This window comes from Stenotrophomonas sp. YJH_SMC_20, from assembly GCF_059367845.1.
Genome location: NZ_JCAFRG010000004.1, coordinates 69,223 through 81,464 on the forward strand (window position 1 = coordinate 69,223; position 12,242 = coordinate 81,464).

Sequence of the window (12,242 nt, forward strand, 5' to 3'; positions counted from 1 at the left end):
GCGCGTACTTTACCGCAGGGCCCGGGGAGGCAAGCCCCTTACTGCTTGTGGTTGGGGGTGCGTGGCGCCGGTCCGGTCTGATCCTCGTCCGCCGACTGCTCCTGGACAGCACGCTGCAAGGCCTGGCCGAAACCCAGCAAGCTCCAGTTGCGCGTCGCCAGCACGTCACATGCCACGTGGCGGCCACTGCCCTCGGCCTCGCAGACGGCCTCAAGCATGGGGCGGACGTCCACACTGCTGCTGTTCTCCATCACGCTGGCCAGGTTTTCACAGCCTTCGCGGATGCCGGCCTGGCACACCTTCTGGTAGTGCTGGCTGGCCTCGACCCACTTCCCGCCCAGCGCGGCGCGGCTGCCCAGCACATTGCAGCCCTGCATCCTGCCGGCCGCGCAGCAGGCTTCTGCTTCGCCGTCGACCGACGCGCGTGGGCAATCCTGCGGGAATGGGATTTCGTCGAACACCAGCGGTGCGCTGCACTGGGCACTTCCCGGCTGTCGCTGGAAGCGCTCAAAACGCATCGAATCGTCCAGCCCCAGCAGGTCACCGTTGGCCAACGGTTGCAGCACGTAGTCACCCCCCAGCTCGTGGCGCATGCGGATCTGGCCGTCCTGCACGCGTGCACGCACCCGCGAACCGTAGCCCACCTCCACCAGTCCACCATCGCCGAACGTCAGTTCGTCCAACAGCCCGCCGGAGGCCACGTAGTGGCCACAGGGCACGGCGCTGGCGGCCTGCGGCAACAGCTCCCCATCCAGCGCCCGCAGTGCAGCCGCCTGCCGGCAGGACGTCTCGTTGCCGCCTTCGCAGGCCATCTGCAACGCCGCCCTGCCGTCCTGCAGATTGCCGGCGGTCCACTGCAGGGTGGCAACCTCCATGCAGAAGTCACTTTCACCCACCTGCGTGCATAGGTCCTGCAGGCGCTGCAATCGCGCGTCGGACAGCGCAGGCTTGGCTGCAGGCGAGAACACTTCAACCATCTTGGCCGCCATCGAGGCCGTGCGGATGGCAGTGGCGACGGCCTCGACCAGCTCTGGCCGCTCTTCCAGGATGGCCATGCAGGCCTCGGTGTCGGCCGCAGGGTCATCCTTGCGACACTGGCGGGGGAAGTCCATCTCGGCCATCTCCTTTTCCATCGTGGCCTGTATCACCGCGATCTGTGCTTCGGTCGGTGTATCGCTGCCGGGGGCCTGGTCAGCCTCGCGATAGCGATCGGGCAGGCGCTGGCACAGAAATGGAACCCCTTCGGCACAGGCCGATTCCAGCGCCGTCAGGCTCAGCTCATGATGATGCCTGTCAAGGCAGCGCTGGGCATCTGCCAGGCAGCTGCCTGGCGCGTGCTCGACCGGGGGCAGGCACGCCGCTGGCTGGATCAGGCGGTAGCGCGTGTTGCCCTGCTGCAGGACGCGACCGCCACGCTGGACGTTCAGTCCAGATGCAACTCCGAAGGTGAGGTTGACGAGGCTCAGCTCGCCATCGATCTCTTGGACAACGAAGGGCCGATCAGAGATGTGCGTGTTCTTCGCCACCCCGCGGTCAGGCCCATCCACGCGCAGCTGGTTGCCACCGCCTTCGGCCGCGAATAGGCCACAGCGTGGCAGACCGGTTGCGGCCGCCTGCTGCGCCCAGGTCAGCAGCAACAAGGCAATGAAGGCCGGAATCAGGTGGCGTGGGGCTAAAGGAGGCATCTTGGAGCCAGGGCAGAAAGACGCGGGCCACGATAGCCAACCGCCACCGATCCGCAATCAAACCCGCTGGAACGCCTGTGCTGCGGTCACGGCGTCTGTGCCGGGCAGGTCGTTCGCGTCAAAAATGCCGGGAGCGAGAGCTCAGCGGAAGCGCGCGCGCACGTCGGGGCGCAGCAGGCGCCAGGCCAGCCAGCCCTGCAGGCCGAGAAGCACGAACGACATGCCGACCATGGTCAGCGTGATCAGCCAGCGTTTCAGCTGCAGCTCCTGCAGCAGGGCCGGGTCATCGGCCAGCAATGGGATGAGGTCGCGCATGAACACGTCCAGCCACCAGGCGACTGCGAAGTTGCTCAAGCCGCTCAACAGCAGCAGCACCACGAAGCTCCACAGGCCCCAGCGACGTTCACGCAGCAGGCCCCAGCTGGACACGGTCGAGGCCAGGCACAACAGCGCGACGATCATTGACGCGGCCACCGGGTGCGCCAGCAGCCAGACCAGACTGTGCAGCTGCTGGTGCTGCACTTCGCTTTCCACCAGGTGCCACAGCGCAAGGTGGTTCAGCGGCCACAGCACCAGTCCCTGCAGCACGAAGTAGATCGTCAGCAGCAGTGACAGCCAGAACGAGGCCTGTGCCACCGGGCGCACCCAGGCGTGATAGGCCGGGGACGGCGGCGAGGGGATCGACGGGATCGACATTGACATCCGATGTCCTTGCAGTCGGCGCCCGCCTGCTCAGCGGACCGTCACCCGGGTGGCGACCGCCGGCAGGATATGGTGTTCGCTCAAGGGTGCCAAGGGCAGGCCATGCGGCGGTTGCAGCGGCACCCAGGCCAGCTCGGCGATCTCGGCGCGCGCCTGCGGCGCACCGTCCACCTGCACCCACCAGGCCTGTGCCTGCACGCGGTGGCCGGGTTCGTTCACCGCCCAGTCCTCGAACGTGCCCAGCGCGATGGCGGCATCGGCGCACAGCTGTACCCCCAGTTCCTCGTCCAGCTCGCGGGCCAGCGCCTGCAGGGGCGCTTCGCCGGGTTCGGGCTTGCCACCTGGCTGGATGAAGCGGCGCGCACCGTGCTTGCGCACCACCAGCGCCTGGCCGCGGTCATCCAGGATGACCGCAGCCACGATCCGGATCGTGGCTGCGGCGTTGCTCACTTCAGGTTCTGCTCGAACAGCTTGAGGATGCGCTTGTACTGGTCCAGCCAGGAATCGGCACGCACGTAGCCGTGACGTTCCAGTGGGTACGGGGCGATCGACCAGTTGTCCTTGTGCAGTTCGATCAGGCGCTGGGTCAGGTTCACCGAATCCTGGAAGAACACGTTGTCATCCATCATGCCGTGGGCGATCAGCAGGTTGTCCTGCAGGTTCTGTGCATACTCGATCGGCGAGGAAACGCGGTACGCCTCCGGGTCGATGTCCGGGGTGTTGAGGATGTTGCTGGTGTAGCCGTGGTTGTAGTTGTGCCAGTCCACCACCGGGCGCAGCGCGGCGCCGGCCTTGAAGGTGCCCGGCGCACGGAACAGCGCCATGAAGGTCATGAAGCCGCCATAGGAACCGCCGTAGATGCCGGCGTGGTCGCGGTCACCCTGCTGGGTGTCGACCAGCCAGTCCAGGCCGTCCTTGTAGTCTTCCAGTTCCGGGTGGCCCATGTTGCGGTAGATCGCCGTGCGCCAGTCGCGGCCGTAGCCCTCGCTGCCGCGGTAATCCATGTCCAGCACGATGTAGCCCTTCTGCACCAGCAGGTTGTGGAACATCTGCTCGCGGAAGTAGGCCGGGTAGCGCTGGTGCACGTTCTGCAGGTAGCCGGCGCCGTGCACGAACATCACGATCGGGTACTTCTTCCCCGGTTCCTTGTTTTCCGGTTCGTAGTACTTGGCCCAGACCACGCCAGCACCATGCTTGGACGGCACTGCCACCAGCTTCGGCTGGATCCACTGGCGCGCCTTATAGTCGGCGGTGCGGGTGTCGGTCAGCACGCGTGCCTGGCCACCGGCACTGGGCAGCACGGCCAGCTGCGGCGGCAGGTAGGCGCCGGAGTAGCGCACCAGCAGCTGCTGGCCGTCCGGCGACAGCGAGAAATCCTCCACGCCGTTGAGGCTGGTCAGCTCGCGCACCTGGCGGCTGCCGGTGTCGACCGCGCAGACTTCGTAGTCATGCGGCGCCTGCTGGTTGCACAGGAAGTAGAAGCCCTTGCCATCGGCCGACGGCACCGGCGCCGAGGTTTCCCACTTGCCGCTGGTCAGCGCCTGCGGCTTGGCCGTGCCGGCCTGGGTATACAGGTGCGAGAAGCCCGATTCCTCGGACAACAGCCACAGCGTGCGGCCATCGGCCATCCAGCCGAAATCGTTGAAGCCCCAGTTGATCCAGGCGTTGTCGGTCAGGCGGTGGCGGTTCTGCACACGGCCGTCGGCAGCGTTGACGCTGATGATCCAGCGGTCCTTGTTGTCGTTGGCACGCAGCATCACCGCGGCCTGCTGGCCATCGGCGCTCCAGCGGATGCCGCCGCCCATGAAGTCGCTCATCACCTGCACGCTGCGCTCACCCTTCAGCGCGTCCTTGCCGGCCTTGCGGCGCAGTTCGGCCAGCGGGTCGGTGCTGATGCCCGGCAGGCTGGCCAGCGAGACCTTTTCGGCCTTGCCGGTGCGCACGTCCACGTACCACAGCGTGTGCGGCTCGAAGCCGTTGCGGCCGACGCGGGTGCGGGTGTCCTCGGTTTCCTCGTAGCCCGATTCGGTCACGTACAGCGGCATCTTGCTGGTGCGGCCGTCGTCGAAGTCCTTCGGCTTGGTCACCACGATCAGGTGGGTGAGGTCCGGCGACAGCACGCTGTCGGCGATCTCCACGTCGGCGCCCAGGTACACCGGGCCCGGCGCACGCGTCGGGTCGGCCTGGCGCCAGCGCTGGTCCTGGTCCTTCAATGCCTCGCGCTGCTCGCGGTCGCGGCGCAGGGTTTCCAGCGTGCGCAGCTGCTGGTCGCGCAGCACATCGGCCTTCGGCGGCGTACGCGGATCCTTTTCGGCCTTCAGGCCGGCCACCTGCTGCACGCCGCTGGCGGCGGTCCAGTGGAACCAGTTCTGGCCGACGCGCCAGATCACGCCATTGTCGGCGGCGAAGTTCACGTTGCCCGCGCGTTCGTTGCTGCGGGTGAGCTGGGTCAGCGCGCCACTGCGCAGGTCGCGCACGAACACGTCGCCATTGCGCACGAAGGCGCTGCGGCTGCGGCTGCGGTCATAGACCGGCTCGGCCACGTCCAGGGTGCCGCGCTGGTCATCGGCCACCTGCGCGGCCACGCCACCGGCCACCGGCTGGCGGAAGGTATCGCGCACCGGGCTGCCGTTGCGCTTGAGCTGGTACTCCACCTGCTGGCTGTTCCACGACCACCAAGCCTTCTCGACCGGCGGACCGATCCAGTCCGGGTCGGCCATCGCCTGTTCGATGGTGATCGGCGTCGGCGCGGCATGCGCGGCCGGTGCGGCCAGCACGGCCGACAGCAGGAGGGACAGGGGCAGCACTCGGGACATGGGCGGACGGCACCAGAAGAGGAAACCGGCCAAGGGTAGCAGCCGTCCGGGCCGGGGGCAGGGGCCACAGGTCATGGCAGCGGCATTGGCAAAGTGGCGCAACCGGTTGCCGTGGTCGCGCATCCATTCTCCTGAACCCGCATCATCCACCGAACAGGAGCCCGACCATGCAGGAATTGATCCCGATCACCCTCTTCATCTGCATCGCCTACGCGATCCACGCCATTGCCGATGCCCGCGCGCGTAGCAAGCTGGTGGCCCCGCACGTGCCGGAGGAAGTGATCCGCTCGCTGGCCGTGCTGGAAGAAGAGCGCCGCCGCCAGGGCGCGCTGCGCTGGGGCATCAGCTTGGTCAGCTTGGCCGTGGCGATGGGCCTGCTGGAGGCGATCGGTGCACGCGAGCTGACCTTCGGCGCCGCCGCTGCGATGGTCGGCAGCGCCGGCCTTGGCCAGCTGCTGGCCTGGCACTTCACCCGCCCTGCCGCGCGCAAGGGCTGAGCCAGGACATGCCACGGGCACAGGGGGCGCCCCGCGCATGAGCCTGCTCGGCGAAGCGCTGTCGGCACTTCGGGGCCGTCGCCGCCACGATGCAGCGGCGACGGCGGCACCCGCTGCACCGCTGGATGCGGACCAAGCCTTGGTGCGGGCCATCATCGATGGCTCGCAGGCGGCGTTTTCGCAGCTGGTCGAGACCCATCAACGCACCTGCGCGCATGTGATCGGGCGCATGGTGGGCGACCGTGATCAGGTGGCCGACCTGCTGCAGGAAACCTTCCTGGCCGTGTTCCGCCAACTGCACCGGTTCCGCTTTGAATCTTCGTTGCGTACCTGGGTTTCGCGGGTGGCCTACACCACCGCGCTGCAGCACCTGCGCCGGCGGCGGCTGGAGGCGCAATGGATGGTGGCGGTGGAGGTGCCGGAGGAACTGGGGATCGGCGATGAAGGGCCGGGGCCGGCTGAACTGAGCGAGGCGCTGCAGGCTGGTCGCCATCTTGGCGAGGCGCTGGAACGGCTGAGTGCACCGCAGCGGCTGATCGTCGGCCTGCATTACCTGGAGGATTTCGATCTGGCCGAGATCGAGCAGGTGACCGGACTGGCACGCGGTACCATCAAGAGCCACCTGCACCGCGCGCGCCAGGTCCTGAAGCAGGAACTGACGCGGCATGCCACTGCCGGAGAGCTGCTGTGAACCCACCCACCGACCCTCGCGATGCGGAAGAGCGCGCGCTGGCGCAGGCGTTGCGTGAGCAGGCTCAGCAGGAACAGACACCGAATGTGAGCGAGGCGCTGCAGAAGCGCATTGCCGCTGAGTCGCGCGACAGCGGCGTGGGCTATGTGGTGGTGCAGGTGCTGTTGTTTGGCGCGCTGTTGGCTGCGGCGGCCTGGTACTTCTGGCACTGATTGAAGATCAAACCCGGGGCCCTTTATGGAGCCGCCGTGCCTCAAGCCCGATCGAAACCTTCTGCAACCCGTCCACGGGGACCACTTGGATCATCCCTTCGATTTTTCGATATCTTCAGGATTCAGATCGATGCTCCTCGACTTCCATTCATCCAGCTGAATCTGGCTGAGGAACGCCCTGATCAGCGGATGATTATCAATCTCTGCTCGGACCTCCGTCGTGACCAGCAGCGTTTGTCGTGTTGGACCCTGCTGATCGATCATCTCATCGGTCACCACTTCCTCGACGACGAATCTTTCGAACTCCTCAGGGATGAAGTCAAGCGATTCTGAAGATTCATCGGTCAGGAAAAGCACCAGTGAATCCAAGGCCAGAACGAACGCCTCGCCTTTATTGTCAGCGGCTGAAACACCGTACTGGTCGAGTGGAACGGCGTTCTCGAGATAGAGATGGGTCTCGCTCATTAGACGTTGTGAAGGCATGTCGCCAGTCGCAACCAAGTTCCACAACGAATCCAGAAAGTTGCGCGCTGGCTGCTCTTGGAAAATCGATGAGGCTGAGAAGCCAAGGTAGAGCCTTTCGGTGGAGTAAAGCGCGCGCAGAAGCTCACGGCGTTGGGAAGTTGTGATCATTGGTTCTCTAAATGATTTGGCTGATTTTGGCGATGTTTCGTGAGGAACCGGCGAAAGTTGCAGTGCTGCCTGCCGAACTCGGCCGACTGCAGTCAGCAACCCAAGACGGCAAGAAGCTCTCACGTCAAAGGACCCGCAGATATGCAACGAGTTGCAATTGGTCCGGCCCATCTGAAATTGGACCCTTCCCTGAGCCGGTCCACCTGCGACAAAGTGAAGCAGCGCGTCACCCGGTCGCATCCCACCTTAACGAAATCCTCCTAAAGTGGTCCGGTATCCCACCTCACAGGCAGGAGGCGTCCCTTGGACGCGTTGTTGTTGTCCCGGATCCAGTTCGGATTCGTCATCAGTTTCCATGTGCTGTTCCCCGCCTTCACCATTGGCACGGCCAGCTGGCTGGCCTTCATCGAATGGCGCTGGCTGCGCACGAAGTTGCCCGTGTGGCGCGAGCTGTATTTCTTCTGGCAGAAGATCTTCGCGGTGTCGTTCGGCATGGGCGTGGTCAGCGGCATCGTCATGGCCTTCCAGTTCGGAACCAACTGGCCACGGCTGAGCGAGGTGGCCGGCACGGTCATCGGCCCGCTGCTGACCTACGAAGTGCTGACCGCGTTCTTCCTGGAAGCCAGCTTCCTCGGCGTGATGATGTTCGGCTGGGGCCGGGTTTCGCCGCGCCTGCATTTCCTGTCCACCTGCATGGTGGCGCTGGGCACGCTGTTCTCCACGTTCTGGATCCTGTCGTCCAACAGCTGGCTGCATACGCCGGCCGGCTACGAGATGGTCAACGGCATCGTGCATCCGGTGGACTGGTGGCAGGTGGTGTTCAACCCCTCGTTCCCCTATCGCCTGGCGCACATGGCGCTGGGTTCGTTCATCACCACCTGTTTCGTGATCGGTGGTGTCGGTGCGTGGTACCTGCGCAAGGGCACGCATGTGGAAGCGGGCCGGCGCATGCTGGTGGCAGCGGTGGCGTTCGCGGCACTGACCGTGCCGGTGCAGATTTTCGTCGGCGACATGCATGGCCTGAACACGCTCAAGCACCAGCCGATGAAGATCGCGGCGATGGAAGCGCACTGGCATGAAACCAAGGAGGGCGAGGGCGTACCGCTGGTGGTGTTCGCGCTGCCGAACGAGAAGGAAGAGCGCAATGATTTCGAAGTTGCCATCCCGAAGCTGGGCAGCGTGATCCTCACCCACAGCCTGGACGGCACCTTCGATCCTCTCACCTCGGTACCCGCCAGCGAGCGGCCGCCGGTGACGCCGGTGTTCTTCGCCTTCCGGATCATGGTCGGGCTGGGCACGCTGATGCTGCTGCTGGCCTGGGTGTCAGCGTTCCAGTTGTGGCGGAAGAAGCTGCTGGATTCGCCGTGGCTGCTGCGCGGCTGGAACTGGATGCTGCCCAGCGGTTTCATCGCGCTGCTGTCGGGTTGGTTCGTTACCGAGATGGGGCGCCAGCCGTGGGTGGTGTATGGCGTGCTGCGCACCGCTGATGCGGTGGGCCCGCAGAGCGCGTGGATGACCGCGCTGTCGCTGGGCGTCTACGTGGTCGGCTACGCCTTCGTGTTCGGCTGGGGCATCTGGTACCTGGTGAAGATCCTGCGCCACGGACCGCGTCCGCACGATGATGGGCCATCGCTGGACCACGGCAGCCACACCCCGGCACGCCCGCTGTCGGCGGCCGACGAACCGCTGGAGGAGCGCTGACATGGACCTGATGACCTGGCTGCCGGTGGCGTGGTTTGCGGTGATCGGCTTCGGCGTGCTGATGTACGTGATGCTGGATGGCTTCGTGCTCGGCATCGGCATCCTCGCCCCGTTTGCCGAGGACGAGGAGCAGTTGGACCTGATGATGAACACCGCCGCGCCGATCTGGGACGGCAACGAGACCTGGCTGGTACTGGGCGGCGCCGGGCTGCTGGCGGCGTTCCCGAAGGCCTATGCGGTGCTGTTGTCGGCGCTGTACCTGCCGGTGCTGTTGCTGGTGGTGGCGCTGGTGTTCCGCGGCGTGGCCTTCGAGTTCCGCTTCAAGGCGCATCGATCGCGCCGGCTGTGGAGCGTGGCGTTCGGCCTCGGTTCGCTGCTGGCGACCTTTGCCCAGGGCGTGATCCTCGGCACCCTGGTGCAGGGCATCCCGCTGGTGGACGGCGTCTACCAGGGCGGCGCATTCACCTGGTTCAGCCCGTTCGCGATGCTGACCGGTGCTGCGTTGGTGGCTGGCTATGCGTTGTTGGGCAGCACCTGGCTGATCCTGAAGACCGAAGGGCGCGTGCAGGCGCTGGCCCGGCAGATGACCCGGCCGCTGGTGGTGGCGGTGATCGCGGCGATGGGCCTGGTCAGCAGCTGGCTGCCGTTCCTCGATTCGCGGTTGATGGCGCGCTGGTTCAGCGACGGCAACTTCTGGTGGCTGTCGCCGGTGCCGCTGTTGACGCTGGCGGTGGCCGCCGCGCTGTGGCGCAGCGCGACCCATCCGCGCCGCGACCTGCCGCCGTTCCTGCTCAGCCTGGCCTTGTTCGTGCTTGGCTTCCTCGGCCTGGTGCTGGGCATGTGGCCCTATCTGCTGCCGCCGTCGATGACCCTGTGGCAGGCCGCCGCGCCGGCCTCCTCGCTGGGCTTCAGCCTGGTCGGCCTGGTCATTCTGCTGCCGGTCATCCTCGGCTATACGGCGTGGTCGTACCGGGTGTTCCGCGGCAAAGTGCGCGCCGATAGCGGTTACCACTGATCGATTGAAGCGGGGCCCGCTGGTGCCGGGCCCCCTGTTGTGGAATGTGAAATCTGCACACCCCGGGCGGGACGTGCTAGCGTGCGCTCCTTTCCGGCAGCCAGGGGGGCAGCCGGCGACGTCCTGGACGGACGCACGGCTGCAGGAACGGGGGGCCGCCGCGCGTCGCCGTAATGGCTCGTGCCTATCGTTCTCCCGTTGAAGCACCTTCGCTAATGATCGAATTCTCCATCGTCGACTGGGCTGCCTGGGCGCCCGGCCTGAGCGAGCGTAGCCAGTGGCTGGGCTGGGCCGATGCGCCGTATCCGCCGGTTGGCGAAGACACGCCGCCGCTCGCCGAAATCCCGGCAATGCAGCGCCGCCGAATCGAGCGGCTGGGCCGGATGGCGATCCAGGCTGCCTGCTGGTGCGAGGACGGGCAGGGCGCTGACAGCCAGGTGCCGCTGGTGTTCGCCAGCCGCCACGGCGACGTGGCCCGTTCGATGGAGCTGCTGGGGGCGCTCGCCAGCGATCAGCCCCTGTCACCGACGGGGTTCGGCCTGTCGGTGCACAACGCGATCGCTGCGTTGTACTCGATCGCGCGCGGTCACCGCGGCAACTACCTGGCGCTGGCCGCCGGCCAGGCCACGGTCGAGACCGCCTGCCTGGAAGCGGCCGGTCTGCTCGCCGATGGCGCCCGCGAAGTGCGGGTGGTGGTCTATGAGTCGCCGCTTCCTGAAATTTACGCGACGTTTGCCGACGAACCTGACCCGTTCTTTGCATGGTGCTGGCGTTTGACCGCTCCGGCAGAGGGCCGGCCGACGCTGTCGCTGCAGTGGCAGCCGGCCGACGGCCAGGCCAGCACTGCGCCCGGCCTGCTGCCGCATGCGCTGGACCTGCACCGGTTCCTGTTGTCCGGCGCGCTGGCACTGGAACACGTGGCCCACGGCCAGCGCTGGTGCTGGAGCCGCCGTGGCTGAGCTGCTGCGCCGCCTCGACCATGCCTGGCGTGTGTTTGGCACTGGCCTCAGCTTCGTCGCGTTTGGCCTGGGCGGGCTGCTGCTCGGCGTTCTGGTGATGCCGGTGTTGCTGCTGATGCGTGATCCGGTGGCGCGGCGCCGCCGTGCCCGGCGCGTGGTCCAGGTCGCGTTCGCCAGCCATCTGCGGCTGATGCGCGGGCTGGGGGTGATGACCTACGAGATCGAGGGCGGCGAACGCCTGCAGCGCGACGGCCTGCTGGTGCTGGCCAACCACCCGACCCTGATCGACGTGGTTTGCCTGATCTCGCTGCTTCCCAACGCCGACTGCGTGGTCAAGCGGGCGGTGGCCTGCAACCCGTTCATGCGCGGCCCGGTGCGGGCTGCCGGCTACATCTCCAATGACGATGGCGCCGGCCTGGTCGATGACTGTGTGGCCGCAGTGCGCGCTGGAGGCACCCTGGTCATCTTCCCGGAAGGCACCCGCAGCGTGCCGGGGCAGCCACCGCGGCTGCAGCGCGGGGCCGCCAACATCGCCGTACGGGGCCGCATCGACGTCACCCCGGTGCGGATCACCTGCAGCCCGCCAACGCTGACCAAGGGGCAGAAGTGGTATCGTGTCCCCTCACGTCGCTTTCACGTTCGGCTGCAGATCGGCGAAGATATCCCGATCGCGCCATTTCTGGCCGAAGACGACTCGCCAAGGGGGGATGCCTTGGCGGCCCGTCGCGTCACCGAGCACCTTTCTCGTTATTTCGACCTGTCTGGAGATCCGAACCGTGCAAGCACTTGAGCACGAGATCAAGGAATTGATCATTTCCTCCCTTTCGCTGGAGGACATCACGCCGGAGGACATCGATCCGACCGCGCCGCTGTTCGTCGAGGGCCTCGGCCTGGATTCGATCGACGCGCTGGAGCTGGGACTGGCGCTGCAGAAGAAGTACGGTGTCAGCCTCTCGGCCGATTCGGAAGAAACCCGTCGCCATTTCTCCAGCGTGCGCGCGCTCGGCGAGTTCGTCGCCGCCCGCCAGTCGTAACGGCGCCAGGAATTGCCATGACCAAGAATGAACTGTTCGAACGCATCGTCAGCATCCTGACCGACAGCTTCGAGATCGAAACGGCCCGGATCACCCCGGAAGCCCGCCTGTACGACGACCTGGACATCGACAGCATCGATGCGGTGGACCTGATCGTGCAGCTCAAGCCGCTGCTCGGCCGCAACCTGCAGCCGGAAGCGTTCAAGGCCGTGCGTACCGTGCAGGACATCGTCGATGTGGTGCACAGGCTGCTGCCGGACCAGGCAGCCGCCTGACCGCAGCGCCGACGGCTCCACC

14 protein-coding genes are annotated in these 12,242 nt (G+C 66.3%); 9 read left to right on the top strand and 5 right to left on the bottom strand.

The genetic code is table 11. From position 1 onward, the window contains the following. Nucleotides 1–38: 38 nt before the first annotated feature. The 4 genes from AC5P6A_RS08680 to AC5P6A_RS08695 form a co-directional block, all read right to left on the bottom strand. Complete coding sequence (locus AC5P6A_RS08680) at nucleotides 39–1,685, bottom strand: hypothetical protein (protein ID WP_346714995.1); 1,647 nt, start codon at nucleotides 1,683–1,685, stop codon at nucleotides 39–41. 141 nt (nucleotides 1,686–1,826) lie between these two features. Beyond that, nucleotides 1,827–2,387: a hypothetical protein gene (locus tag AC5P6A_RS08685; protein ID WP_346714996.1), complete on the bottom strand. Its 561-nt coding sequence runs from the start codon at nucleotides 2,385–2,387 to the stop codon at nucleotides 1,827–1,829. Nucleotides 2,388–2,417: 30 nt separating this feature from the next. Then, the gene (locus AC5P6A_RS08690; RefSeq protein WP_134732117.1) at nucleotides 2,418–2,837 is read right to left on the bottom strand and encodes an NUDIX hydrolase; all 420 of its coding nucleotides are present in this window, start codon (nucleotides 2,835–2,837) and stop codon (nucleotides 2,418–2,420) included. Then, nucleotides 2,834–5,203, bottom strand: a complete 2,370-nt coding sequence (locus AC5P6A_RS08695) for a S9 family peptidase (protein WP_346714997.1) — start codon at nucleotides 5,201–5,203, stop codon at nucleotides 2,834–2,836. Before AC5P6A_RS08695 ends, AC5P6A_RS08690 begins: the two co-directional genes overlap by 4 nt. A gap of 167 nt (nucleotides 5,204–5,370) precedes the next feature. Here AC5P6A_RS08695 and AC5P6A_RS08700 point away from each other — a divergent pair, with 167 nt between their 5' ends. The 3 genes from AC5P6A_RS08700 to AC5P6A_RS08710 are packed head-to-tail and all read left to right on the top strand — an operon-like array spanning nucleotide 5,371 to nucleotide 6,603. Then, the gene (locus AC5P6A_RS08700) at nucleotides 5,371–5,700 is read left to right on the top strand and encodes a hypothetical protein (protein ID WP_010482336.1); all 330 of its coding nucleotides are present in this window, start codon (nucleotides 5,371–5,373) and stop codon (nucleotides 5,698–5,700) included. Between the two features lie 37 nt (nucleotides 5,701–5,737). Next, nucleotides 5,738–6,391 (top strand): RNA polymerase sigma factor, encoded by a 654-nt coding sequence (locus AC5P6A_RS08705; protein ID WP_095378254.1) that lies wholly within the window; start codon nucleotides 5,738–5,740, stop codon nucleotides 6,389–6,391. Beyond that, the gene (locus AC5P6A_RS08710) at nucleotides 6,388–6,603 is read left to right on the top strand and encodes a hypothetical protein (protein WP_227844895.1); all 216 of its coding nucleotides are present in this window, start codon (nucleotides 6,388–6,390) and stop codon (nucleotides 6,601–6,603) included. Before AC5P6A_RS08705 ends, AC5P6A_RS08710 begins: the two co-directional genes overlap by 4 nt. A 90-nt stretch (nucleotides 6,604–6,693) precedes the next feature. On the opposite strand, the gene AC5P6A_RS08715 is transcribed toward AC5P6A_RS08710, so the two are convergent. Further along, nucleotides 6,694–7,236, bottom strand: coding sequence for a hypothetical protein (locus tag AC5P6A_RS08715; protein WP_095378252.1), 543 nt, complete (start codon nucleotides 7,234–7,236; stop codon nucleotides 6,694–6,696). A gap of 303 nt (nucleotides 7,237–7,539) precedes the next feature. On the opposite strand from AC5P6A_RS08715, the gene AC5P6A_RS08720 reads away from it, so the two are divergent. The 6 genes from AC5P6A_RS08720 to AC5P6A_RS08745 all read left to right on the top strand — a co-directional run bounded on the left by AC5P6A_RS08720 (nucleotide 7,540) and on the right by AC5P6A_RS08745 (nucleotide 12,220). Further along, nucleotides 7,540–8,937, top strand: a complete 1,398-nt coding sequence (locus tag AC5P6A_RS08720; protein ID WP_308305633.1) for a cytochrome ubiquinol oxidase subunit I — start codon at nucleotides 7,540–7,542, stop codon at nucleotides 8,935–8,937. Between the two features lies 1 nt (nucleotide 8,938). Continuing rightward, nucleotides 8,939–9,952, top strand: coding sequence for a cytochrome d ubiquinol oxidase subunit II (gene cydB, locus AC5P6A_RS08725; RefSeq protein WP_346714998.1), 1,014 nt, complete (start codon nucleotides 8,939–8,941; stop codon nucleotides 9,950–9,952). A gap of 215 nt (nucleotides 9,953–10,167) precedes the next feature. After that, nucleotides 10,168–10,911: a beta-ketoacyl synthase chain length factor gene (locus AC5P6A_RS08730; RefSeq protein ID WP_233653553.1), complete on the top strand. Its 744-nt coding sequence runs from the start codon at nucleotides 10,168–10,170 to the stop codon at nucleotides 10,909–10,911. Next, complete coding sequence (locus tag AC5P6A_RS08735) at nucleotides 10,904–11,701, top strand: lysophospholipid acyltransferase family protein (protein ID WP_233653554.1); 798 nt, start codon at nucleotides 10,904–10,906, stop codon at nucleotides 11,699–11,701. Before AC5P6A_RS08730 ends, AC5P6A_RS08735 begins: the two co-directional genes overlap by 8 nt. Next, nucleotides 11,688–11,945: a phosphopantetheine-binding protein gene (locus AC5P6A_RS08740; protein ID WP_005411610.1), complete on the top strand. Its 258-nt coding sequence runs from the start codon at nucleotides 11,688–11,690 to the stop codon at nucleotides 11,943–11,945. The genes AC5P6A_RS08735 and AC5P6A_RS08740 overlap by 14 nt, the downstream gene beginning before the upstream one ends. 17 nt (nucleotides 11,946–11,962) lie before the next feature. Continuing rightward, entirely contained in the window at nucleotides 11,963–12,220 is a 258-nt protein-coding gene (locus AC5P6A_RS08745) for an acyl carrier protein (RefSeq protein ID WP_006402206.1), read from the top strand. Nucleotides 12,221–12,242: the final 22 nt, after the last annotated feature.

What these genes read in the sequence shown, in the direction of transcription:
- AC5P6A_RS08695 (WP_346714997.1), bottom strand. Translation starts at nt 5,203, where the DNA reads ATGTCCCGAGTGCTGCCCCTGTCCCTCCTGCTGTCGGCCGTGCTGGCC.
- AC5P6A_RS08730 (WP_233653553.1), top strand. Translation starts at nt 10,168, where the DNA reads ATGATCGAATTCTCCATCGTCGACTGGGCTGCCTGGGCGCCCGGCCTG.
- AC5P6A_RS08685 (WP_346714996.1), bottom strand. Translation starts at nt 2,387, where the DNA reads ATGTCAATGTCGATCCCGTCGATCCCCTCGCCGCCGTCCCCGGCCTAT.
- AC5P6A_RS08745 (WP_006402206.1), top strand. Translation starts at nt 11,963, where the DNA reads ATGACCAAGAATGAACTGTTCGAACGCATCGTCAGCATCCTGACCGAC.
- AC5P6A_RS08700 (WP_010482336.1), top strand. Translation starts at nt 5,371, where the DNA reads ATGCAGGAATTGATCCCGATCACCCTCTTCATCTGCATCGCCTACGCG.
- cydB (WP_346714998.1), top strand. Translation starts at nt 8,939, where the DNA reads ATGGACCTGATGACCTGGCTGCCGGTGGCGTGGTTTGCGGTGATCGGC.
- AC5P6A_RS08705 (WP_095378254.1), top strand. Translation starts at nt 5,738, where the DNA reads ATGAGCCTGCTCGGCGAAGCGCTGTCGGCACTTCGGGGCCGTCGCCGC.
- AC5P6A_RS08715 (WP_095378252.1), bottom strand. Translation starts at nt 7,236, where the DNA reads ATGATCACAACTTCCCAACGCCGTGAGCTTCTGCGCGCGCTTTACTCC.
- AC5P6A_RS08680 (WP_346714995.1), bottom strand. Translation starts at nt 1,685, where the DNA reads ATGCCTCCTTTAGCCCCACGCCACCTGATTCCGGCCTTCATTGCCTTG.